Here is a 20,867-nt window from a genome sequence, read left to right as displayed (position 1 = left end):
GGTCAGCCGATGGAGCGGCCGTACGCCCTGAGGGTGCGCAGTGCCTCGATGGTCACCAGGGGGCGTGCCTCCAGGGCGATGCCCGGTGCCCATTGGCGCCAGCGGATCGGCCAGCCGCCGTCCTCCTGCTGTGCGCCCGCGAGGAAGTCCAGGGAGCGCGTCATCTCGTCGTCCGTGAACCACGCGCGCGCGAGTGAGCTCGGCGTCCTGGCGTAGTCGTGCGGGAAGTGCTGCTCGCCGGGCGCGTAACCGGGCGCGACCGGATACGCGTCGAGGTGGGCCGGGTCCAGCGCCGCGAGCCGGTGCGCGCGTACCAGGCGGCCGAGGCGATCGGCGGCGGCCTCCGCGCGCGGGCGGTCGGGAGCGAAGTCCAGGAACGCCACGGCGGCCTCGATCTCGTAGGGATGCGACTTCTCCAGGGACTCCACCGCCTGCCAGCAGAAATCCGTCGCCCTGAACAACCAGGCGTGCCACACCTCGTTGCGGTGCAGCAGGCCCACCACCGGCCCCGTGGCGAGGAGTTCGCTCGGCGGATCGTCCACGATCGGGATGAACGGGGCCGCCGGATAGCCGCGCTGGCTGGGATGGATCGCCGGCAGTGCGCCGTCCGCCGTGGACACGGCGGTCAGATAGCGGCACACGCGTTCCACACGCTGTCCCCCGCAGCGCCCGATGGAGTCGAGGACGCGCAGCGCGTGCCCGGTGTGCAGCGGCTGGCTGACCGGGCCGCGCAGATCGGGCTCCAACGCATGGCCGTACCCGCCGTCCTCGTTGCGGTAGGCGTCCAGCGCGGTCTCCACCGGGTCGGCGCTCCCGTTCAGGAAGTGGTGCGCGAAGAGGCGCTGCTCCAGCACGCGCGCGGTGAGCCACACGAAGTGCTCGGCGCGGAAGAGCGGGGAGCGCGCCGGGGGCGTGGCAGGGAGTGGGGAAGCTCCTGTTTCGGACATGCGTCAGACCGTAGGGCGGAAAGCGGTCTCGGCAAGGGGCCCCGGCCCAGGCCCACCCCCAGGAGCGGGATACTGGATGCATGCGGTTGACGGTCTTCTGGCAGCGGATGGCAGATCACTTCGGTTCCGGATACGCCGACACCTTCGCGCGCGACCACGTGATGGCGGAGCTCGGCGGTCTCACGGTGCACGGCGCACTGCAGGCCGGCTGGGACGCCAAGGAGGTATGGCGCGTGGTCTGCACAGTCATGGACGTTCCGGGGGAGAAGCGCTGATCGGTCACGAAGATCGCAGGCCGGTAGTTGATTGTCAGACGAGTGGGCGAGACTTGATCCGTGGCACCCACTGACGAGACCGGGCAGACGGCCCAGCAGGCATCTCCGTTCGGCACGACGCCGCCCGACCGACCCCCGGCCGACGGCGCCGCCGCGTGGGGCGCCCGCATGCCCCGCTGGCTGCCGCGTGCCGTGGTGCTCGTGCTCGGCCTCTATGCCGCCTTCCAGCTGGGCACTTGGGCCTTCCACCAGCTCACCGGCCTGCTGGTCAACATCCTCATCGCGTTCTTCCTGGCCCTCGCCATCGAGCCCGCGGTGAGCTGGATGGCCTCGCGCGGGATGCGCAGGGGTCTGGCCACCGGCATCGTCTTCCTCGCCGTCATGATCCTTGCGGCGGGTTTCGTCACGCTGCTCGGCTCCATGCTGGCGGGCCAGATCATCAAGATCGTCGAGGATTTCCCGAACTACCTCGACTCCGTCATCAACTGGATCAACACGCACTTCCACACCGACCTGAAGCGGGTGGACGTCCAGGAGGGCCTGCTCCGCTCCGACTGGCTGCGCAACTACGTGCAGAACAGCGCCACCGGCGTACTGGACGTGTCCGCCCAGGTCCTCGGGGGCCTCTTCCAGCTGTTGACGATCACGCTGTTCTCGTTCTACTTCGCCGCGGACGGCCCGCGACTGCGCCGCGCGATCTGCTCCGTACTGCCGCCCGCGCGACAGGCGGAGGTGCTGCGCGCGTGGGAGATCGCCGTCAACAAGACCGGCGGTTACATCTACTCGCGCGGCCTGATGGCGCTCATCTCCGGCATAGCGCACTACATCCTGCTGCAGATCCTGGGCGTGCCCTATGCGCCCGTGCTCGGCGTCTGGGTGGGCCTGGTCTCCCAGTTCATCCCGACCATCGGTACCTATCTCGCGGGCGCGCTTCCCATGCTGATCGCCTTCACCGTCGACCCCTGGTACGCGCTGTGGGTGCTGATCTTCGTCGTGGTCTACCAGCAGTTCGAGAACTACATGCTGCAACCCAAGCTGACCGCGAAGACCGTCGACATCCATCCCGCCGTCGCCTTCGGTTCGGTCATCGCCGGTACAGCCCTCCTCGGTGCCGTCGGCGCGCTGATCGCCATTCCGGCGATCGCCACGCTGCAGGCCTTCCTGGGCGCGTACGTGAAGCGGTACGCGGTCACGGACGACCCCCGTGTCCACGGTCACCGGAGAGGATCGGGGCGCGGCCTGTTCACGCGCGCGAGAGGGCTGTGGGCACGGCGGCCGGGGGCCGAACCGGCAGACCGGACCGAGCAGCCGGAGTCCGGGGACGGCTCCTCCGGAGGGACGGCGGAGCCGTAAAGGGCGGGTCGAGGTCTGACGAGCGGGTGCGAACGGCTCAGTACGTGAGGAGGGCCCACACCCCGGCGCCGATGACGGCGACCACGTAGCAGCCGGTCGCCGCGAGCACGATGCGCCGTCGGGCCGGCTCGCTCCAGGACGTGCGGGACAGCAGCCAGGCCAACAGGGGCAGAACCAGCACGGCATGCAGGCTGACGCCGTGTAGGGGCTTGAGCGGGGCCGTCGAGTGGTACGCCGCCTCCTGGTGTCCGGTACGGGTGAGCACGACACCGCGCGCGATCATCGCGGCGCCCGAAGCGAGCGCGACGAGCAGGATCGCGAAACCTGAACGCACCGCGAGCGCCATCCCCGCCGGGCCCGTAGGGCGGTACCGGAACGAGGCGACCGCGAACACGGTGAGCAGCACCACGAGGACGCCCCCGCCCACCGCGAGCGTCATGGACACCGCGGTGTCGAAGGGCGTCTCCATGTCGAGGTGCGAGGGCACCCGGCGCCAGGCCTGAAGCGTGATGCCGCCGACCTCCACGACACAGTCGGCGGCGAACACGGCGAGCAGCAGGGAGCGCAGCCGCGGACTGACGCGCAGATACGACGTGACCCAGGTGACCGCGATCAGCGTCACCCCGAAGGACAGCCCGAACGTCACGGGCTTGCGCCAGGAGACGGGACCGTCCCAGGGGCCGCCGTCGACGGCGAACACCACCAGATGCACGAGGCCGGAGAGAACGAGGAAGAGACCGGTCGCATGGCAGAGTCGGTCCACTCCCGGACCCGGGCGGGACGGCGGACGGCCGGGCGCCGCGGTGCGACCGGTCGACCCGGTCGGCACCGCCGCCACCGACGGTTCGCTGAGCGCGGCTCGGAAGGGAGGAGGCCGGCGGCCGCCTCGAGCGTTCCTCTCGTCATCCATGGACCGAGCATCGCGGGGACACCGCGCACCCGTCGTCGTACGGCCGGAGGCAACGGTCGTACGACGTGGGAAGCAGGTGGAAGCCGTGGGCAGCGCGCGGACGCCGCGTGAAGGAGGCGGACGTAGTCTCGTAGGTGCCGCGTGGTGCGCTTGACACCAAAATCGAACATCCATTCTCATGGAGGTTCCGGCGAGGCTCACGACGGGTAATTCGACCCGTTTTTGACGGATAGATACCCGAGTTATCCACAGGCAGGACGGGCGTCGGGACGCATTGTCAGTGGCAGGCGTTAGCGTCTTTGACGTGAAGCGATCGACTCAAGCAAATCGGGTGGAACCCATGGCAGGAACCGACCGCGAGAAGGCCCTGGACGCCGCGCTCGCACAGATTGAACGGCAATTCGGCAAGGGCGCGGTCATGCGCATGGGCGAGCGGCCGAACGAGCCCATCGAGGTCATCCCCACCGGGTCGACCGCACTCGACGTCGCACTCGGCGTGGGCGGCATCCCGCGCGGCCGAGTGGTGGAGGTGTACGGACCGGAGTCCTCCGGCAAGACGACCCTGACGCTGCACGCGGTGGCGAACGCGCAGCGGGCCGGAGGCCAGGTGGCCTTCGTGGACGCGGAGCACGCCCTCGACCCCGAGTACGCGCGCAAGCTCGGCGTCGACGTCGACAACCTGATCCTGTCCCAGCCGGACAACGGCGAGCAGGCTCTGGAAATCGTGGACATGCTGGTCCGCTCCGGAGCCCTCGACCTGATCGTCATCGACTCCGTCGCCGCGCTCGTCCCGCGCGCGGAGATCGAGGGCGAGATGGGCGACAGCCACGTCGGTCTCCAGGCCCGTCTGATGAGCCAGGCGCTGCGGAAGATCACCAGTGCGCTCAACCAGTCCAAGACGACCGCGATCTTCATCAACCAGCTCCGCGAGAAGATCGGCGTGATGTTCGGCTCCCCGGAGACCACGACCGGTGGCCGGGCGCTGAAGTTCTACGCCTCGGTGCGCATGGACATCCGCCGCATCGAGACCCTGAAGGACGGCACGGACGCGGTCGGCAACCGCACCCGGGTCAAGGTCGTCAAGAACAAGGTCGCGCCGCCCTTCAAGCAGGCCGAGTTCGACATCCTCTACGGCCAGGGCATCAGCCGTGAGGGCGGCCTGATCGACATGGGCGTGGAGCACGGCTTCGTCCGTAAGGCCGGCGCCTGGTACACGTACGAGGGCGACCAGCTCGGCCAGGGCAAGGAGAACGCGCGCAACTTCCTGAAGGACAACCCCGACCTGGCCAACGAGATCGAGAAGAAGATCAAGGAGAAGCTGGGCGTCGGTGTGCGGCCGGAGGAGCCGACCGCGGAGCCGGGCAAGGACGCCGCCGCCGTCTCCGCGGACGACGCAGCGAAGACGGTTCCCGCACCGGCGGCCAAGGCGACCAAGGCCAAGGCCCCGGCTGCCAAGAGCTAGCCCATGACACGGCGAACCGACTGGGCCGAGTACGCCTACCCGGACCCTCCGCGCGGGCGGGACGGGGCAGGCGACAGGGGTTCTGCCGGGCCGGGCGGCGATGCGTACGAGGACGATGCGGGGCACGGCGCGGACGGGGGACACGGCCGTGCGACGTCGCGCGGCACGAGGGGCTCGTACGGCACCGGGGGATCGTACGGCGACGGGCCGGGCGACGCAGAGTGGCCGGACGACGGGGCGCTGGACGGTTTCGGCGCGTCCGGTGGCGGCTCACGCCGTGGAGGCGGGGCCCGTGGTGCGGGCGGCTCCCGCGGGCGCCGGCAGCGGCGCCGCGGGGAGCCGTTCGGTGAGGACGGGGGCTCCTCCTCCTCGTCGAGGGCCGAGCAGGAGGAGCCCCCAGGGGATCCGGTGGAGCGGGCGCGGGCGATCTGTCTGCGCCTGCTCACCGGGACCCCGCGCACGCGCAAGCAACTCGCTGACGCGCTGCGCAAGCGGGAGATCCCGGACGACGCCGCCGAGGAGGTGCTGTCGCGGTTCGAGGAGGTCGGGCTGATCAACGACAGCGCGTTCGCGGACGCCTGGGTGGAGTCCCGGCACCACGGCAGGGGCCTGGCCCGGCGGGCGCTCGCCCAGGAGCTGCGGACCAAGGGCGTCGACTCCACGTTGATCGACGAGGCCGTCTCGCAGCTCGACTCCGAACAGGAAGAGGCGACCGCGCGCGAGCTCGTCGCCCGCAAGCTGCGCTCCACACGCGGCCTGGACCGCGACAAGCGCCTGCGCCGCCTCGCCGGCATGCTGGCCCGCAAGGGCTACTCCGAGGGCATGGCCCTGCGGGTGGTTCGGCAGGCGCTGGAGGAGGAGGGCGAGGACGCGGAGTTCCTCGGGGACGAGGGGTTCTGACGGACCGGCGGGTGTCTTCGGGGAACAACCGTCGGGATGCGTGGCGTGTTCGGCGAGGCTCGGCGGGTGGTTGGTCCTGGAGTCGTGCCCGATGGGGCCATGACGGTCGGACCCGACGTCGCGGTCACCGACACCGCGCCCGGGGACGGCCGCTTGTCGGCCAACGGACGCCAACTCGCCGGCAGGCACGGCGGGCTGGTCGTGGAGAACACCGTCGACCTGTTGCGCGGCCTGGACACAGAGAAGGCCGTCAACCGCTCGCAGATCCCTACGACGTAACCGGCAGCCCCGAAGCTTTCCACGCCTGGAACCCGCCGACCAGGTCAGTCGCCCGTCGTAGCCCCAACTGGTGCAGGGACGCTGCCGCGAGGCTCGACGCGTAGCCCTCGTTGCAGATCACCACCACCCGCAGGTCATGGCTCGTGGCCTCGGGCGCACGGTGGCTGCCCTGCGGGTCGAGGCGCCACTCCAGCTCGTTGCGCTCGACGACGAGGGCGCCGGGGATCAGACCGTCCCGTTCGCGCAGGGCGGCGTAGCGGATGTCCACCAGCAGCGCCCCGCCGGTCCGGACGGCGTCGTACGCCTCCTTCGGCTCGATCCGCTCATAGCCCGCGCGGACCCGCTCCAGCAACTCGTCGATGCCGACGGGCAGTTCGCCGGGGCCGCTCACTGCCAGTCCTCCGGGCGCTCCACCTGCTCCAGGCGCAGAACCTGGCCGACACGGCTGTAGCGGCGGATCTGCGGCAGCGGCGGATAGTAGGCGTGGACGGAGATCGCGTGCCGGTCGGTGGACTCGTTGAGCACCTCGTGGACGTGGTGCCGGCCGAAGGTGCGCCCCTTGCCGGCCGGTAGCTGCCGTTCCCGGTCCACGTCGTCGGTGAGTTCCAGGGTCTTCCAGCCGTCGGCGGGCAGCCGGACGGCGAGCGAGTACTCCTTGAGCTCGCCGGCCGCTGTCAGGAAGGCGCCGACGGACTCGGCGTGGTCGTGCCAGCCGGTGCCCGTGCCGGGCGGCCAGCCGATCAGCCATGCTTCACTGCCGCCGGGTCCCTCGAGGCGCACCCATGTGCGGCCTTCGGGGTCGAGCGGGAGCGAGGCGATCAGCTCGGCGTCGGCGGCCGTACGCCGCACGAAGTCGAGAAGGTCCGCCTGCGTCGGAGCCTGGGCGGGTGCGGAGACAGAGGGAGAGACAGACACGGGCACCGTCCTGAAGAGCGTTCGCGGAGCGCGCGCGACAGCACAGGGCGGCGCGCGCGGGTGAGAAAGAGATGCGAATTCAGCAGGACGGGCGACACACGCAGCCCGCATAGCGGACGAGGTCCATATGGACCCTCCGCCACAGGCGCACACAGGTGTCGGTCACGATCCGGAGTACACCATGAGGGCGAAGAAGGGTCAACTCACCGTCACTATGTGGACCGCACAGTGACGGTGAGTAGGGTCACTTCGCGGCCGAGCCGGCTGTGGCCTCGGCCTGCACCGGTCCACCCAGCGCCGCCTCCGCCGCCGCGTACAGGTCGGCCGGGCGCACCCCGCCGAGGGCCGCGACGAGGTGTCCGTCCGGCCGGATCAGCAGCACGGTGTGGGCGGCCGCGCCTGGGTAACTCTCCGCGACCAGCAGCTCGGCTGGATGCGGCAGCGCCGCCACCGCGGCCGCCAGTCGGGGCATGATTCCGGCGGTCGCCCAGTGCTTGCGGTCCCACACACCAGTGCCCGGCGCGACCAGCAACACCAGCAGCGCACCGCGCCCGAGCCGGTCCCGCAGCCGTACGAAGGAGCCGTCCTCGGCGGTGACCCGCACATCGCTGACCGTCGCCCCGGGCTCGGTACTCACCGGCACCTCGCCCTCGAGGTGCCGGGGCGCGAGCGGCGAGAGGGCGTACGCCCCCGGCGTACCGAGCACTCCGCGCCCCAGGTGACCGTCCGTGAGCAGCGCATCGTGGCCCCGGGCGGAACCGGGCACATACGCGCGCAGTCCGCCGCCGCCGCGCAGCAACGGCAGCGCCTGGTCGGCGGCGCGCAGCCGGGCGGCCACCGCCGCGCGCCGCTCCGCCTGGTAGCTGTCGAGCAGCGCCTCGTGCCGCCCGTGATGCCAGGCCAGCGCCAGCTTCCAGGCGAGGTTCTCGGCGTCCCTGAGTCCCTCGTCGAGCCCCTGTGTGCCGAGCGCGCCGAGCAGGTGCGCCGCGTCCCCGGCGAGGAAGACCCGTCCGACCCGCCACCGGCGGGCCAGGCGGTGGTGGACCGTGTGGACTCCGGTGTCGAGGAGTTCGTACGGCGGTGTCGGCCCGCCGGTCCAGCCGGCGAGCGTCTCCCGGACGCGCGCCAGCAGCAGCTCTGGCGTGACCAGGTCCTTGCCCGGCGGCAGCAGCCAGTCCACGCGCCACACGCCGTCCGGGAGGGGGCGGGCGGTCACCTCCCCGGCCGAGGGCGCGGACGTCCGCCACGGCGGCATCCGATGGAGCAACGCTTCGTCGGTCCATGGAAGTTCCGCGCGCAGCGAGGCCACGGCGTGTCGCTCCACAGCCGTACGACCAGGAAAGCGAATGTCCTGGAGTTTGCGCACGGTCGACCGCGGGCCGTCGCAGCCGACCAGGTAACTGCCACGCCACCAGGTGCCGTTGGGGCCGCGGGTGTGGGCGGTGACGCCGGAGGGCTCCTGCTCGATCGTGTCGAGGCGGCTGTCGACGGCGACCTTGACGAGCCGCTCGCCGGCCAGGGCCTCGCGCAGGGCGCCGGTCAGGACGTGCTGCGCGATGTGCAGGGGCGCGGGCTCGGTGTCGTCGCCGAATGTGACCTCGCGTATCACCTGCTTGCGCCGCAGTGCCCGCCATCCGGCCCAGTGAGCACCCTCCCGCGCCAGGGGCATGCCGCTGAGCCGCTCCATGAGGGCGGCGGTGTCCTCGCGCAGGACGACGGTGCGCGCGAGACGTGGTTCGTCCTTGCCGGGGCCCTCGTCCAGCACGACGGAGGGCACTTCGTGACGCGCCAGCGCCAGGGCGAGCGTGAGCCCGACGGGCCCCGCTCCGACGATGATCACCGGGTCCACGGCGCGGCGCCCCCTGCCCGCGGCGGTGTCCTGACGGACGTATGTGAACAGGAAGTTGGAGCAGGGTGCACGATCACAGAACGTATGCAACCCATTGCCGGTGCTTGCGTCAAGTGACGGGCTCAGTGGCGGCCGGGGCGTGGTCCCCGGGGCGTTGACCTTGCTCCTCCGCGTCGGCATCTGCCTCCATTGAGCGGCCGCGTCAACACAGCCGCGAGGGGTGGCGCCATCATGTGCGCCACCCCTCGTGCGGAATGCGGTATCGCTCGAAGCTCTGCCCTGAGGCCTATTCCTTGAGGCCGCTTCCCTGTCCGGGCGCGGCATGCCCAGCCGTCTCGAGGTCCTCGATCATGTCCACTCCGACCACGGCGCCCGTGCTCTTCTTGCTGCGCCTGAGCCTGGCCTCCAGCCAGCTCGCGAAGGACGTGAGCGAGAAGTTCAGCGCGATGAAGATCACGGCGACGACCGTGAAGCTGGCGATGGTGTTGCCGTAGTAGCCGATCATCGTGTTGGCCGACGCGAGCAGCTCCGGGAAGGTGAGGACCGCGCCACCCAGGGCGGTGTCCTTCACGATCACGACGAGCTGGCTGACGATGGCCGGGAGCATCGCGGTGACCGACTGCGGCAGCAGGATGATCCGCATGACCTGGCCCTTGCGCATACCGATCGCGACGGCCGCCTCGGCCTGGCCCTTGGGCAGGGCCAGGATGCCGGCCCGGACGATCTCCGCGAGGACCGCGGCGTTGTACAGCACGAGGCCGGTGACGACCGCGTACAGCGGGCGGTCGTCCGAACTGACGTTGGTGTAGTTGGAGTACAGGGCCTGCCCGAAGATCATCAGGACCAGCACCGGGATCGCCCGGAAGAACTCCACCACGATCGAGGCCGGCACGCGGACCCAGACGTGGTCGGAGAGCCGGGCGATGCCCAGGACGGCGCCGAGCGGCAGCGCGATGACCATGGCCAGCGCCGCGGCCTTCAACGTGTTCTTCAGGCCCGGCCAGATGTACGTGGACCAGGCTTCCGTGCCGGAGAAGAAGGGCTTCCACAGCGCCCACTCGAGCTGGTTCTTGTCGTCGAGGCTGGTGTACACCCACCACACCACTGCCGCGAAGGCGACCACGAAGACGCCGGTGAAGAGCACGTTGCGCCGCTTGGCGCGCGGTCCCTGCGCGTCGTAGAGAACGGAGCTCATCGCTTCACCGCCACCTTCTTGCCCACCCAGCCGAGGATCAGGCCGGTCGGCAGCGTAAGGATCACGAAGCCCAGGGCGAAGACCGCGGCGATCGGGATGAGTTGGGCCTCCTTCTCGACCATCGTCTTCATCAGGGTCGCGGCCTCGGCGACACCGATCGCTGCGGCCACCGTGGTGTTCTTCGTGAGCGCGATCAGGACGTTGGTCAGCGGGCCCACAGAGGAACGGAACGCCTGCGGCAGTACGACCAGCCGGAGCACCTGGGAGAAGCTGAGGCCGATCGCCCGGGCCGCCTCCGCCTGCCCGACGGGCACCGTGTTGATGCCGGACCGGATCGCCTCGCACACGAACGCCGACGTGTAGGCGACCAGGCCGAGGACGGCGAGCCGGAAGTTGGCCGTGTCGACGATCCCGTTCGAGCCGAGGTCGATGCCCAGGGTGTTGTTCAGGCCCAGCGACGTGAACAGGATGATCACGGTCAGCGGAATGTTCCGTACGGTATTCACATAGACGGTGCCGAAACCGCGCATCAGAGGTACCGGGCCGACGCGCATGGCGGCCAGCAGAGTGCCCCAGACCAGGGATCCGACGGCGGCGAGCAGTGTCAGCTGCACCGTCGTCCAGAAGGCCCCCAGCAGGTCGTAACCTTCAAGAAAGTCGAACACGATCTCCCGCGCTCCCGCGTGTAGGGATGCCCCGGTGCGCCGCCGCGGAGGACGGCGCACCTGTCAGGCGTTGCTTCAGCTCTTGATGTCGCCGATCGTCGGCGCGGGCTCGTTCTTGTAGTTCGCCGGGCCGAAGTTCTTCTTCACAGCCGCGTCCCAGGACTTGTCGGAGACCATCTCTTCGAGCGCCTTGTTGATCTTGGCCTTGAGGTCGCTGCCCTTCTTGACGCCGATGCCGTAGTTCTCGTTGGTCATCTTGAAGCCGCCCAGCTTGAACTTGCCCTTGTACTGGGCCTGGGAGGCATAACCGGCGAGGATCGAGTCGTCCGTGGTGAGCGCGTCGATGGCACCGCTCTGCAGACCGGTCAGACACGCCGAGTAGGTCGGGTACTGCTGCAGCTGGGCCTTGGGGGCCAGCTTGTCCTTGACGTTCTGCGCCGAGGTCGAGCCGGTCACCGAGCACAGCTTCTTGCTGTTGAGGTCCGCCGGCGACTTGATGTCCGTGTTGTCGGCGCGGAGCAGAACGTCCTGGTGGGCCAGCAGGTACGGACCGGCGAAGTCGACCGACTTCTCGCGCTCCGGCGTGATCGAGTACGAGGCGGCGATGAAGTCGACGTCACCGCGCTGCAGCATGGTCTCGCGGTCGGCGCTCTTCGCTTCCTTCCACTCGATCTGGTTCGCGCTGTAGCCGAGCTTCTTGGCGATGTACGTGGCGACGTCGACGTCGAAGCCGGCGTAGCCCTGCGGCGTCTTCTGGCCGATGCCCGGCTGGTCGAACTTGATGCCGACGGTGATCTTCTTGCTGCCGCCGGAGGACGAGCCGCTGTCCTTGTCGTTGTCGCTGGAACCGCACGCCGTGGCGGCCACGGCAAGTGCGAGTACGGCGGCCGAGGCTGCGGTGACCTTGCGGAGCTTCATGATGAACATCCTTTGGCTGATGAAGAGATGAGGACCGGCAATGGCGGACGGCGCCGACGTCAGTGGTGAAGGATCTTCGAGAGGAAGTCCTTGGCGCGGTCGCTGCGCGGATTGCTGAAGAACTGGTCGGGCGCAGCCTCCTCGACGATTCGGCCGTCTGCCATGAACACCACGCGGTTTGCAGCCGATCGTGCGAAGCCCATCTCGTGGGTGACGACGATCATGGTCATGCCGTCTCGGGCGAGCTGCTGCATGACCTCGAGAACCTCGTTGATCATCTCCGGGTCGAGGGCCGACGTCGGCTCGTCGAAGAGCATGACCTTGGGGTCCATGGCCAAGGCCCGTGCGATGGCGACGCGCTGCTGCTGGCCGCCGGAGAGCTGCGCGGGGTACTTGTCCGCCTGAGTGGCCACGCCGACGCGGTCCAGCAGGGCGCGGGCCTTCTCCTCGGCCTGCTTCTTGTCGGCCTTGCGGACCTTGATCTGGCCCAGCATCACGTTCTCGAGCACGGTCTTGTGCGCGAAGAGGTTGAAGGACTGGAAGACCATTCCGACGTCGGCGCGCAGCCGGGCGAGCTCCTTGCCCTCCTGGGGCAGCGGCTTGCCGTCGATCGAGATCGCACCCGAGTCGACGGTCTCCAGGCGGTTGATGGTGCGGCACAGGGTGGACTTACCGGACCCGGAGGGCCCGATGACCACGACGACCTCGCCGCGGGCGATCGTCAGATCGATGTCCTGGAGTACGTGCAACGCGCCGAAGTGCTTGTTGACGCTCTTCAGGACGACCAGTTCGCCGGTCGCGGCCAGATCTTCCTTGGCCACCGATACTTCGGTCATCGCTATCGGGCTCCGTCCTCCTCGGTTTCGGAGGACAGTAGTAACCCCGTTCCACCAGCGTCATTACATCTGAGGGGAATCTGAGCATCACGATCCGATAGCAATCGGACACGTGTCGTAGCAGTTGCGCGCGGTCGCGTATCGGCCGGGTAACTAAAGCGGCGCGCAACCGGAACCCACTTGACGCCGTCGTCGTCCATCAGCGTGACTGCGTTGATGCACGCGCGCGTACTTGCGTTTTTGTATCCATCCTGATCATACGGCCGATGAACCGAAGGGGGCCCGGATGAGACTGCTCCTCGTCGAGGACGACAACCACGTCGCCGCCGCTCTCTCAGCGGTTCTGGCACGGCACGGTTTCGACGTCACGCACGCGCGTAGCGGCGAGGAGGCCCTCCAGGCGCTCGTCCCCGAGGGCAACGGCTTCGGTGTCGTCCTGCTCGACCTGGGCCTGCCCGACCAGGACGGCTACGAGGTCTGCGGCAAGATCCGCAAGCGCACCAGTACCCCGGTGATCATGGTCACCGCGCGCTCCGACGTCCGCTCCCGCATCCACGGCCTCAACCTGGGCGCCGACGACTACGTGGTGAAGCCGTACGACACCGGGGAGCTGCTCGCCCGGATCCACGCCGTCAGCCGGCGCACCGCCCACGAGGATGCCGACGCCGGCGGCGAGAGCGCGCTGCGCCTCGGCTCCGTACTCATCGAACTGCCCACCCGGCAGGTCAGCGTGGACGGTTCGGTCGTCCAACTGACCCGCAAGGAGTTCGACCTTCTCGCCCTGCTCGCGCAGCGACCCGGAGTCGTCTTCCGCCGGGAACAGATCATCAGCGAGGTGTGGCGCACCAGTTGGGAGGGGACCGGACGCACCCTGGAGGTGCATGTCGCCTCCCTGCGCGCCAAGTTGCGCATGCCGGCCCTGATCGAGACCGTACGCGGCGTCGGCTACCGGCTCGTCGCTCCGGCCTCGTAGCGTGCACGGGTGCGTACACGACTTCTTCCGCTGCTCATCGTCCTGATGGCAGCCGTGCTGCTCGCGCTCGGCATCCCGCTCGCCGTGAGCGTCGCCGCGGCCCAGCAGCAGAAGGTGGTCGTCGACCGGATCGACGACACCGCGCGGTTCGCCGCCCTCGCCCAGTTCGTCACCGATGCGTGCAGCTCCACCCGTACGTCCACGGACGAGCGCCTCGAGACCCTCAGCAGTGAACTCAACAGCTACTACGGCGTCTACGACATCCGCGCGGGCGTGTTCTGCCGCACCGACATCCCCATGGCGCAGGCGCCGTCGACGTTCTTCCTGCCCGACTCGGGCGTGGTGCGCGAGGCGTTCTCCGAGGCGAAGCTCAGCCGCCGCAGCCACGACCCGAAGCAGGTGTGGCCCTGGCAGCGCAGCCGTCTCGTCGTGGCCTCACCGGTCATCCGGGACGGCGACGTCGTCGCGGTCGTCGTCACCGACTCGCCCACCGGGGCGCTGCGTTCACGGATCCTGCACGGCTGGCTGGTCATCGGCGTGGGCGAGATCGCCGCGATGCTGCTGGCCGTCGGTGCGGCGCTCCGGCTGACCGGCTGGGTGCTCAAGCCCGTACGCGTCCTGGACGCCACGACCCACGCGATCGCGAGCGGCCGGCTGAAGTCCCGGGTCGCGGCGGCCGGCGGTCCCCCGGAACTCAGGCGCCTGGCCCACTCGTTCAACGAGATGGCGGACAACGTCGAGGACGTCCTGGAGCAGCAGCGCGCCTTCGTCGCCGACGCCTCGCACCAGCTGCGCAACCCGCTCTCGGCGCTGCTGCTGCGCATTGAACTGCTCGCGCTCGAACTGCCGGAGGACAATGAGGAGATCGCATCGGTCCGCACCGAGGGCAAGCGCCTCGCGGAGGTCCTCGACGACCTGCTCGACCTGGCCCTGGCCGAGCACACCGAGGCCGACCTGCGGATCACCGACATCGGCGCGCTGACCGCCGAGCGCGTCGCCGCCTGGACACCGACCGCGGAGGCCAAGGGTGTACGGCTGGTGGGCGACTGCCCGCCGACCACCGCCTGGGCCGACCCGGTCACCCTCTCCAGCGCCCTGGACGCGGTGATCGACAACGCGGTCAAGTTCACGCCGAAGGACGAGTGCGTGGAGGTGACGGTCGCGGCCGACGGCGACATCTCGACGGTCGTGGTCAGCGACAACGGCCCCGGTCTGACCGACGAGGAGCTCGCCCGCGTCGGCGACCGCTTCTGGCGCAGCGGCCGCCATCAGAACATCAAGGGCTCCGGCCTCGGTCTGTCCATCTCCCGCACCCTGCTCGCGGCGGGCGGCGGATCGATCTCGTACGGCCACCACGAGCCGCACGGGCTGACGGTCACGGTGTCGGTGCCGCGGAACTGCCCTACGGCTTGACGGACCGGTAGTAGCGCCCGGCGCCCTCGTGCAGCGCCAGCGGGTCGGTGTAGATCGCCGTGCGCAGGTCGACGAGCTGTGCGGAGTGGACCTGCGTGCCGATGCCGTCACGGCTCCTGATCACGGTGCGAGTGATCCACTCGGTGAGCCGGGGGTCCATGTCCGTACGCGTCATCAGCAGGTTGGACACCGCCAGCGTGGGTACGGCGACGCCGTTCTGAATGCTGGGGTATGCCGACTCCGGCATGTTGGTGGCGCGGTAGTAGCGGGTGGCGCCGCCCTGGTCGTGCAGCTTGGCGACGAGCCCAGCGGAGATCGGCACGAACCGGAAGGTGAAGCTGTCGGCGAGTTTCTGCAGACCCTGAGTGGGCAGTCCGCCCGACCAGAAGAAGGCGTCGATCTTCCCTCGTTTCAGCTGGTCCGGCCCGGTGTCGATGCCGTCGGCGAACGGCGTGATCTCCTTCTTCGGGTCGATGCCCGCCGCTTTGAGCACCCGTTCGGCGATCAGCCGCACACCCGAACTCGGCCGTCCTATGGCGACCCGCTTGCCCTTGAGGTCCGCGACGGACTCGATGTCCGAGTCGCGCGGGACGACGAGCTGCACGTAGTCGTCGTACAGCCGGGCGATCCCGCGCAGTTGGCCGGCGCCGGGGTTGTTGGGCCCGAGTTCGTACGTCTCCACCGCATCGGCCGCGGCGATCGTGAAGTCGGCCCCGCCGGTCGCCACGCGCCTGACGTTCTCCTGGGAGCCGTCGCTGGTTCGCAGCTTCACCTTGAGGTCCGGCATGTCCTTGTCGAGCGCGCTGCGCAGGAGCTTGCCGTACTGCTGGTACACCCCGGCCGGCGTGCCCGTGCTGAAGGTGATCGTCCCGCTCGGCGGGTTCTCGCCCAGGGGCAGCAGCCACCACAGCAACAGCCCGAGGGCGACGAAGCCGGCGGCCGCGCCCTGCAGAGCCCGGCGCCTGCTGATCCGGGGGAACACCTTGGACATGTCAGGGATCCTGCCAGCCGGTGCGCGGTGCTGACCAGGGCAGGGATCACAAGAGGATCACGACCGGACCGGACGGCACTGTCAGTGGTGATCGCTAGAGTCGCCGCATGAGCTCTTCGCCCGCCGACCTGGTCCGCGAATTCCACCTCGCCATGGGGCTCGACGCCCGCAGTACGCCCACCGAGGTCTCTCCCCGCATGGCCGCCCACCGGGGCGAGCTGCTCGCCGAGGAGGCCGCGGAGGTCGCCGAGGTCTCCGTGACCGGCCCCCTCGACAGGCTCGCGCACGAACTGGCCGACGTCGTCTACGTGGCATACGGCACGGCCCTCGTCCACGGCATAGACCTGGACGCCGTGATCGCCGAGATCCACCGCTCCAACATGACCAAGCTGGGCCCGGACGGCCGGGTCGCCCGCCGAGCCGACGGCAAGGTCCTCAAGGGCGAGCACTACGAGGCGCCGGACGTGTCGGCGGTGCTGCGTCGCCAGGGATGGGTGCCGGACAGCGCGTGAGTCCCAGGTTGTCCACAGGGCGACCGGGGGCACTTTCGGCACCGCCTACTCTTGTCACATGAGCAGCATCGACCGGAGCCAGGCAGTGGGCGTGAAGACCTACGAAGTTCGCACCTACGGGTGCCAGATGAACGTCCACGATTCCGAGCGATTGTCCGGGCTGCTCGAAGAGGCCGGGTACGTGCGCGCGCCCGAGGGGTCGGACGGGGACGCGGACGTCGTCGTCTTCAACACCTGCGCCGTCCGGGAGAACGCCGACAACCGGCTGTACGGCAACCTGGGCCGCCTCGCCCCGATGAAGACGAAGCGCCCCGGCATGCAGATCGCGGTCGGTGGGTGTCTCGCGCAGAAGGACCAGGACACCATCGTGAAGAAGGCGCCCTGGGTGGACGTCGTCTTCGGCACGCACAACATCGGCAAGCTGCCGGTCCTGTTGGAACGCGCGCGCGTGCAGGAAGAGGCCCAGGTCGAGATCGCCGAGTCCCTGGAGGCATTCCCCTCCACCCTGCCGACGCGGCGCGAGAGCGCGTACGCGGCGTGGGTGTCGATCTCGGTCGGCTGCAACAACACCTGCACCTTCTGCATCGTCCCGGCCCTGCGCGGCAAGGAGAAGGACCGCCGCACCGGCGACATCCTGGCCGAGATCGAGGCCCTGGTCGGCGAGGGCGTCTCCGAGATCACGCTGCTCGGGCAGAACGTCAACGCGTACGGCTCCGACATCGGCGACCGCGAGGCCTTCAGCAAGCTGCTGCGGGCCTGCGGCACGATCGAGGGCCTGGAGCGCGTCCGCTTCACCTCCCCGCACCCGCGCGACTTCACGGACGACGTGATCGCGGCGATGGCCGAGACCCCCAACGTGATGCCGCAGCTGCACATGCCCCTGCAGTCCGGCTCGGACACGGTCCTGAAGGCGATGCGCCGCTCCTACCGGCAGGAGCGCTATCTGGGGATCATCGAGAAGGTGCGGGCCGCCATCCCGCACGCGGCGATCACCACCGACATCATCGTGGGCTTCCCCGGCGAGACCGAAGAGGACTTCGAGCAGACGCTGCACGTCGTCCGCGAGGCCCGGTTCGCCCAGGCGTTCACCTTCCAGTACTCCAAGCGGCCCGGCACCCCGGCCGCCACCATGGAGGACCAGATCCCCAAGGAGGTCGTCCAGGCGCGCTACGAGCGTCTCGTCGCCCTCCAGGAGGAGATCTCCTGGGAGGAGAACAAGAAGCAGGTCGGCCGCACCCTGGAGCTCATGGTCGCCGAGGGCGAGGGCCGCAAGGACGGTGCCACCCACCGCCTCTCGGGCCGCGCTCCCGACAACCGCCTGGTCCACTTCACCAAGCCGGAGCAGGAGGTGCGCCCCGGCGACGTCGTCACGGTCGAGATCACGTACGCCGCCCCGCACCACCTTCTCGCCGAGGGTGCCGTCCTCGACGTGCGCCGCACGCGCGCGGGCGACGCCTGGGAGAAGCGCAACGCGGCCGAGGCGGCGAAGCCGGCGGGCGTGCTGCTCGGTCTGCCGAAGATCGGCGTCCCGGAGCCGCTGCCGGTCGCGACGGGCGGCTGCGCCGCGCACTGAGATCACGTCATACTCCTCACGTCGATCGGACGGCGGGGGCGGGACATGGCGCGTTGGGTGGTTGTCGTGCAGTTCGGTTACGGAGACCAGTACAAGGTCGACGAGGCGGCGCACTTCGACGGCACTCCGGAGCAGGCCCGCGCCCGCCTGTACGAGATCGCCTGCACCCACCGTCCGCGCATGGGTCTGCGCCAGCAGCGCCGCCAGGTCTACCGGATCGGGGACGGGGACGCGTACTACGCGAACATCGAAGGCGTGATGTCCACGCTTCGTGTGCTGTACCGGCTGGCCGAACTCGCGTGGAGCACCGATCCCGTGCCCGAACCGCGGCAGTAGGCTGCCGATCATGCTTGTCGCCGCCGCCGTCTGCCCCTGCCCGCCGCTCCTCGTGCCCGAGGTCGCCGCGGGTGCCGCGCCCGAGCTGGACACCGCGCGTGCCGCCTGCACGGACGCGCTGGGTGTGCTCGCCGCGGCCCGGCCCGACCGGCTCGTGGTCCTCGGACCCGCCGAGCAGAGCGGCCGCGGCACGCACCCGGAGGGCACGCCGGGTTCCTTCCGCGGTTTCGGCGTGGATGTCGACGTACGGCTGGGCGGAGCGACGGGCGAGACGTCCGGGCGTGAGCTTCCGCCGTCCCTCGCCGTGGCCGCGTGGCTGTTGGCGCGCACCGGATGGTCCGACGCCCCGATCGAGGGACTCGGTGTGGGGGAACCGCTGGAGGCCGAGCGGTGTATCCAAGTCGGAAGGGAAATCGCCGCCCGGGCCGAGCGGGTGGCGCTGCTGGTGATGGGCGACGCCAGCGCCTGCCGCACGCTCAAGGCTCCCGGTTACCTCGACGAGCGCGCGGCACCCTTCGACGCGGAGGTCGCGCGTGCGCTGGGGTCGGCGGACGTGGCGGCCCTCAAGGCGCTGGACACCGAGCTGGCGTACGAGCTGAAGGCATCGGGCCGAGCCCCCTGGCAGGTCCTCGCGGGCGCGGCCGAGGGCGCGGACCTAGCCGGCGCGCTGCTGTACGAGGACGCGCCGTACGGCGTGGGGTACGTGATCGCGACATGGTCGTAGCGCCGACCGGGGACCCGGCGTCGTAGACCCGGCGGGGCCTGCGAAACGACGGACGGCCGGGAGCCCTCTGGCCCCGCGGCCGTCCGTCGATGTGCCGTCGCGTTCAGGAAGCCGGCGGCGTCGGAGTGTCCCGCGGCACCGTCCTTCCGCCGCCCGCGTCCGTGTCGCCCTTGTGCGCGAGTCGGTCCATGGCGTCCCTGGCCTTGCCGGTCCCCGTCTGGATCCTGTTGCTGTACTTGCCCTTGGTCTTCTCGTCCACGACCTTCGCGGCCTTGTCGAGACCATGCGTGATCTTGCCCCCGTGCTGCTGCGCGAGGCCCGAGACCTTGTCCTTGGCCGGGGAGAGCTTGTGCTTCAGATTGTCCAGGAGACCCATGGTCCACCTTCCGTTGCGCGCGGGCGCGCCCTTTCGGCCCGCTCGCGCGGGGCGGTCACGTGCGGGCGCCCTCGCCGGCCTCGGTGTCGGCCGCTTCCTCGGCGGACTGCTGCTTGGGGATCTCGACGTCCTCGCCGGAGGCGCCCTCGACGGCCTCCGTCGTGGCCGCCGAATCGGTCTCGGCCCGGTCATCGGCCTCGGTCCCGGCCGACCCCTTCGCCTCTGCCGCCTCATCCGCCTCGGATTCGGCCGTCTGTGTACCGGCCTGCGGCTCGGCGGTTGACGCCTCCTCCGTAGCCTTCGACCTCCGGAGAAGTCGTGCGAAAACGCCCATATCCACTCCATACGTTACTCGTGCGGGCGAACTCCCGCGTCGTCCGGTGCGTCCGTTTGCGTGCACCGGGTCGCCGCCTCCCGAAAACCGGCGGCGAGAACCTCGCAACGGGCAACGACCCCGCCCCCGCTTCGTCACGTAACTCGTTCGAGGAGAGCCTCCGGGGTTTGCGAGACTGGTGCGGTGAGCAGCGCACCCCCCGCCCCCCGAGTCATCGCCGTCGTCGGACCGACCGCGGCAGGAAAGTCCGATCTGGGCGTCTTTCTCGCCCGGCAGCTCGGAGGCGAGGTCGTCAACGCCGACTCCATGCAGCTCTACCGGGGGATGGACATCGGCACCGCCAAGCTGACGCCCGAGGAGCGCGGCGGCGTCCCGCACCACCTCCTGGACATCTGGGACGTGACCGTCACCGCATCCGTCGCCGAGTACCAGAAGCTGGCGCGCGACAGGATCGACGCGCTCCTCGCCGAAGGCCGCTGGCCGATCCTGGTCGGCGGTTCGGGGCTGTACGTCCGCGGAGCCGTCGACAACCTGGAGTTCCCCGGCACCGACCCCGAGGTCAGGGCCCGGCTGGAGGAGGAGCTCACCCTGCGCGGCTCCGGTGCGCTGCACGCGCGCCTGGCCGCCGCCGACCCCGAGGCCGCGCTCGCGATCCTGCCCAGCAACGGCCGCCGTATCGTCCGGGCCCTCGAAGTGATCGAGATCACCGGCAAGCCCTTCACCGCCAACCTCCCCGGCCACGACTCGGTCTACGACACCGTCCAGATCGGCGTCGACGTGGCGCGCCCCGAGCTCGACGAGCGCATCGCACGCCGCGTGGACCGGATGTGGGACGCGGGGCTCGTGGACGAGGTGAGCGCACTGGAGGCGCAGGGCCTGCGTGAGGGGCGTACGGCATCCCGCGCGCTGGGGTACCAGCAGGTGCTCGCGGCGCTCGCGGGGGAGTGCACGCTCGACGAGGCGCGGGCCGAGACCGTACGCGCCACCAAGCGCTTCGCGCGCCGCCAGGATTCCTGGTTCCGGCGGGACCCGCGGGTGCACTGGCTCAGTGGGGCTGCGGCGGATCTCACAGAACTTCCGCACCTCGCACTGGCGTTGGTCGAACGACCGGTTACAGCCTGATCACGTCAT

At 69.9% G+C, this 20,867-nt stretch carries 25 protein-coding genes; 12 read left to right on the top strand and 13 right to left on the bottom strand.

From position 1 onward, the window contains the following. Positions 1 to 2 precede the first annotated feature (2 nt). Positions 3 to 947, bottom strand: coding sequence for a hypothetical protein (locus tag ACFY1L_RS16840; RefSeq protein ID WP_388823975.1), 945 nt, complete (start codon positions 945 to 947; stop codon positions 3 to 5). A gap of 80 nt (positions 948 to 1,027) precedes the next feature. On the opposite strand from ACFY1L_RS16840, the gene ACFY1L_RS16835 reads away from it, so the two are divergent. Together ACFY1L_RS16835 and ACFY1L_RS16830 are read left to right on the top strand one after the other, a co-directional pair. Then, positions 1,028 to 1,222, top strand: a complete 195-nt coding sequence (locus ACFY1L_RS16835) for a DUF3046 domain-containing protein (RefSeq protein WP_388823973.1) — start codon at positions 1,028 to 1,030, stop codon at positions 1,220 to 1,222. Between the two features lie 60 nt (positions 1,223 to 1,282). After that, positions 1,283 to 2,575 carry an AI-2E family transporter gene (locus tag ACFY1L_RS16830; RefSeq protein ID WP_388823971.1) on the top strand — a complete coding sequence of 431 codons (1,293 nt, stop codon included), beginning with the start codon at positions 1,283 to 1,285 and terminating at the stop codon, positions 2,573 to 2,575. A gap of 37 nt (positions 2,576 to 2,612) precedes the next feature. On the opposite strand, the gene ACFY1L_RS16825 is transcribed toward ACFY1L_RS16830, so the two are convergent. Then, a complete protein-coding gene (locus tag ACFY1L_RS16825) occupies positions 2,613 to 3,485 on the bottom strand; it encodes a hypothetical protein (RefSeq protein WP_388823969.1) in 873 nt (290 codons plus the stop codon). Positions 3,486 to 3,825: 340 nt separating this feature from the next. On the opposite strand from ACFY1L_RS16825, the gene recA reads away from it, so the two are divergent. The 3 genes from recA (at position 3,826) to ACFY1L_RS16810 (ending at position 6,126) form a co-directional block, all read left to right on the top strand. Next, complete coding sequence (gene recA / locus ACFY1L_RS16820; protein WP_388823967.1) at positions 3,826 to 4,947, top strand: recombinase RecA; 1,122 nt, start codon at positions 3,826 to 3,828, stop codon at positions 4,945 to 4,947. 3 nt (positions 4,948 to 4,950) lie between these two features. Continuing rightward, positions 4,951 to 5,847 carry a recombination regulator RecX gene (recX, locus tag ACFY1L_RS16815; protein WP_388823965.1) on the top strand — a complete coding sequence of 299 codons (897 nt, stop codon included), beginning with the start codon at positions 4,951 to 4,953 and terminating at the stop codon, positions 5,845 to 5,847. A 99-nt stretch (positions 5,848 to 5,946) separates the two neighbouring features. Continuing rightward, positions 5,947 to 6,126 (top strand): hypothetical protein, encoded by a 180-nt coding sequence (locus tag ACFY1L_RS16810; protein WP_388823963.1) that lies wholly within the window; start codon positions 5,947 to 5,949, stop codon positions 6,124 to 6,126. Here ACFY1L_RS16810 and ACFY1L_RS16805 read toward each other — a convergent pair. From ACFY1L_RS16805 to ACFY1L_RS16770, 8 genes are all read right to left on the bottom strand, one after another. After that, a complete protein-coding gene (locus ACFY1L_RS16805) occupies positions 6,116 to 6,517 on the bottom strand; it encodes a rhodanese-like domain-containing protein (RefSeq protein WP_388823961.1) in 402 nt (133 codons plus the stop codon). The two genes, ACFY1L_RS16810 and ACFY1L_RS16805, sit on opposite strands and share 11 nt — an antisense overlap. Beyond that, positions 6,514 to 7,041 (bottom strand): cysteine dioxygenase, encoded by a 528-nt coding sequence (locus ACFY1L_RS16800; protein WP_388823959.1) that lies wholly within the window; start codon positions 7,039 to 7,041, stop codon positions 6,514 to 6,516. Before ACFY1L_RS16800 ends, ACFY1L_RS16805 begins: the two co-directional genes overlap by 4 nt. A gap of 79 nt (positions 7,042 to 7,120) precedes the next feature. After that, a complete protein-coding gene (locus ACFY1L_RS16795; protein WP_309544753.1) occupies positions 7,121 to 7,192 on the bottom strand; it encodes a putative leader peptide in 72 nt (23 codons plus the stop codon). A 93-nt stretch (positions 7,193 to 7,285) separates the two neighbouring features. Next, positions 7,286 to 8,890: an FAD-dependent monooxygenase gene (locus ACFY1L_RS16790; RefSeq protein ID WP_388823957.1), complete on the bottom strand. Its 1,605-nt coding sequence runs from the start codon at positions 8,888 to 8,890 to the stop codon at positions 7,286 to 7,288. Positions 8,891 to 9,176: 286 nt separating this feature from the next. Further along, complete coding sequence (locus ACFY1L_RS16785) at positions 9,177 to 10,085, bottom strand: amino acid ABC transporter permease (RefSeq protein WP_388823955.1); 909 nt, start codon at positions 10,083 to 10,085, stop codon at positions 9,177 to 9,179. Beyond that, on the bottom strand, positions 10,082 to 10,750 hold the full coding sequence (locus ACFY1L_RS16780; RefSeq protein WP_388823953.1) for an amino acid ABC transporter permease: 669 nt from the start codon (positions 10,748 to 10,750) through the stop codon (positions 10,082 to 10,084). Before ACFY1L_RS16780 ends, ACFY1L_RS16785 begins: the two co-directional genes overlap by 4 nt. Before the next feature lie 75 nt (positions 10,751 to 10,825). Continuing rightward, on the bottom strand, positions 10,826 to 11,668 hold the full coding sequence (locus tag ACFY1L_RS16775; protein ID WP_388823951.1) for a glutamate ABC transporter substrate-binding protein: 843 nt from the start codon (positions 11,666 to 11,668) through the stop codon (positions 10,826 to 10,828). Positions 11,669 to 11,727: 59 nt separating this feature from the next. Beyond that, positions 11,728 to 12,504, bottom strand: a complete 777-nt coding sequence (locus ACFY1L_RS16770) for an amino acid ABC transporter ATP-binding protein (protein ID WP_388823949.1) — start codon at positions 12,502 to 12,504, stop codon at positions 11,728 to 11,730. Between the two features lie 286 nt (positions 12,505 to 12,790). Here ACFY1L_RS16770 and ACFY1L_RS16765 point away from each other — a divergent pair, with 286 nt between their 5' ends. After that, positions 12,791 to 13,477 carry a response regulator transcription factor gene (locus ACFY1L_RS16765; RefSeq protein WP_388823947.1) on the top strand — a complete coding sequence of 229 codons (687 nt, stop codon included), beginning with the start codon at positions 12,791 to 12,793 and terminating at the stop codon, positions 13,475 to 13,477. Between the two features lie 9 nt (positions 13,478 to 13,486). Further along, the gene (locus ACFY1L_RS16760; protein ID WP_388823945.1) at positions 13,487 to 14,890 is read left to right on the top strand and encodes an ATP-binding protein; all 1,404 of its coding nucleotides are present in this window, start codon (positions 13,487 to 13,489) and stop codon (positions 14,888 to 14,890) included. Here ACFY1L_RS16760 and ACFY1L_RS16755 read toward each other — a convergent pair. Next, positions 14,880 to 15,881: a TAXI family TRAP transporter solute-binding subunit gene (locus ACFY1L_RS16755; protein ID WP_388823943.1), complete on the bottom strand. Its 1,002-nt coding sequence runs from the start codon at positions 15,879 to 15,881 to the stop codon at positions 14,880 to 14,882. The two genes, ACFY1L_RS16760 and ACFY1L_RS16755, sit on opposite strands and share 11 nt — an antisense overlap. 107 nt (positions 15,882 to 15,988) lie before the next feature. Between ACFY1L_RS16755 and ACFY1L_RS16750 the strand changes: the two genes are divergently transcribed. Genes ACFY1L_RS16750 through ACFY1L_RS16735 form a run of 4 tightly spaced genes read left to right on the top strand, consistent with a single transcriptional unit; the run spans position 15,989 to position 19,026 of the window. Beyond that, complete coding sequence (locus ACFY1L_RS16750; protein ID WP_388823941.1) at positions 15,989 to 16,393, top strand: MazG nucleotide pyrophosphohydrolase domain-containing protein; 405 nt, start codon at positions 15,989 to 15,991, stop codon at positions 16,391 to 16,393. 58 nt (positions 16,394 to 16,451) lie between these two features. Next, positions 16,452 to 17,966, top strand: a complete 1,515-nt coding sequence (miaB, locus tag ACFY1L_RS16745) for a tRNA (N6-isopentenyl adenosine(37)-C2)-methylthiotransferase MiaB (RefSeq protein ID WP_388823939.1) — start codon at positions 16,452 to 16,454, stop codon at positions 17,964 to 17,966. Between the two features lie 45 nt (positions 17,967 to 18,011). Continuing rightward, a complete protein-coding gene (locus ACFY1L_RS16740; RefSeq protein ID WP_388823937.1) occupies positions 18,012 to 18,302 on the top strand; it encodes a hypothetical protein in 291 nt (96 codons plus the stop codon). 10 nt (positions 18,303 to 18,312) lie between these two features. Then, positions 18,313 to 19,026, top strand: a complete 714-nt coding sequence (locus ACFY1L_RS16735) for a class III extradiol dioxygenase subunit B-like domain-containing protein (RefSeq protein WP_388823935.1) — start codon at positions 18,313 to 18,315, stop codon at positions 19,024 to 19,026. Positions 19,027 to 19,129: 103 nt separating this feature from the next. On the opposite strand, the gene ACFY1L_RS16730 is transcribed toward ACFY1L_RS16735, so the two are convergent. Continuing rightward, complete coding sequence (locus tag ACFY1L_RS16730; protein WP_388823933.1) at positions 19,130 to 19,402, bottom strand: antitoxin; 273 nt, start codon at positions 19,400 to 19,402, stop codon at positions 19,130 to 19,132. Positions 19,403 to 19,457: 55 nt separating this feature from the next. Further along, complete coding sequence (locus ACFY1L_RS16725; RefSeq protein WP_388823931.1) at positions 19,458 to 19,736, bottom strand: hypothetical protein; 279 nt, start codon at positions 19,734 to 19,736, stop codon at positions 19,458 to 19,460. A 183-nt stretch (positions 19,737 to 19,919) separates the two neighbouring features. On the opposite strand from ACFY1L_RS16725, the gene miaA reads away from it, so the two are divergent. Further along, positions 19,920 to 20,858 carry a tRNA (adenosine(37)-N6)-dimethylallyltransferase MiaA gene (gene miaA, locus ACFY1L_RS16720; protein ID WP_388823929.1) on the top strand — a complete coding sequence of 313 codons (939 nt, stop codon included), beginning with the start codon at positions 19,920 to 19,922 and terminating at the stop codon, positions 20,856 to 20,858. The last annotated feature ends 9 nt before the right edge of the window (positions 20,859 to 20,867 follow it).

The organism is Streptomyces sp. NPDC001663 (assembly GCF_042893105.1).
Lineage (GTDB): Bacteria > Actinomycetota > Actinomycetes > Streptomycetales > Streptomycetaceae > Streptomyces.
Note: the sequence above shows the minus strand (reverse complement) of the source record. Positions and strands in the feature narration are given on the sequence as shown.

Bases quoted from the DNA above. Each gene is read 5' to 3' on its own strand.
- ACFY1L_RS16750 (WP_388823941.1), top strand. From the start codon at position 15,989: ATGAGCTCTTCGCCCGCCGACCTGGTCCGCGAATTCCACCTCGCCATG.
- ACFY1L_RS16775 (WP_388823951.1), bottom strand. From the start codon at position 11,668: ATGAAGCTCCGCAAGGTCACCGCAGCCTCGGCCGCCGTACTCGCACTT.
- ACFY1L_RS16730 (WP_388823933.1), bottom strand. From the start codon at position 19,402: ATGGGTCTCCTGGACAATCTGAAGCACAAGCTCTCCCCGGCCAAGGAC.
- ACFY1L_RS16770 (WP_388823949.1), bottom strand. From the start codon at position 12,504: ATGACCGAAGTATCGGTGGCCAAGGAAGATCTGGCCGCGACCGGCGAA.
- recA (WP_388823967.1), top strand. From the start codon at position 3,826: ATGGCAGGAACCGACCGCGAGAAGGCCCTGGACGCCGCGCTCGCACAG.
- ACFY1L_RS16765 (WP_388823947.1), top strand. From the start codon at position 12,791: ATGAGACTGCTCCTCGTCGAGGACGACAACCACGTCGCCGCCGCTCTC.
- ACFY1L_RS16840 (WP_388823975.1), bottom strand. From the start codon at position 947: ATGTCCGAAACAGGAGCTTCCCCACTCCCTGCCACGCCCCCGGCGCGC.
- recX (WP_388823965.1), top strand. From the start codon at position 4,951: ATGACACGGCGAACCGACTGGGCCGAGTACGCCTACCCGGACCCTCCG.
- ACFY1L_RS16810 (WP_388823963.1), top strand. From the start codon at position 5,947: ATGACGGTCGGACCCGACGTCGCGGTCACCGACACCGCGCCCGGGGAC.
- ACFY1L_RS16785 (WP_388823955.1), bottom strand. From the start codon at position 10,085: ATGAGCTCCGTTCTCTACGACGCGCAGGGACCGCGCGCCAAGCGGCGC.
- ACFY1L_RS16740 (WP_388823937.1), top strand. From the start codon at position 18,012: ATGGCGCGTTGGGTGGTTGTCGTGCAGTTCGGTTACGGAGACCAGTAC.
- ACFY1L_RS16835 (WP_388823973.1), top strand. From the start codon at position 1,028: ATGCGGTTGACGGTCTTCTGGCAGCGGATGGCAGATCACTTCGGTTCC.
- ACFY1L_RS16725 (WP_388823931.1), bottom strand. From the start codon at position 19,736: ATGGGCGTTTTCGCACGACTTCTCCGGAGGTCGAAGGCTACGGAGGAG.
- ACFY1L_RS16735 (WP_388823935.1), top strand. From the start codon at position 18,313: ATGCTTGTCGCCGCCGCCGTCTGCCCCTGCCCGCCGCTCCTCGTGCCC.
- ACFY1L_RS16755 (WP_388823943.1), bottom strand. From the start codon at position 15,881: ATGTCCAAGGTGTTCCCCCGGATCAGCAGGCGCCGGGCTCTGCAGGGC.
- miaB (WP_388823939.1), top strand. From the start codon at position 16,452: ATGAGCAGCATCGACCGGAGCCAGGCAGTGGGCGTGAAGACCTACGAA.
- ACFY1L_RS16825 (WP_388823969.1), bottom strand. From the start codon at position 3,485: ATGGATGACGAGAGGAACGCTCGAGGCGGCCGCCGGCCTCCTCCCTTC.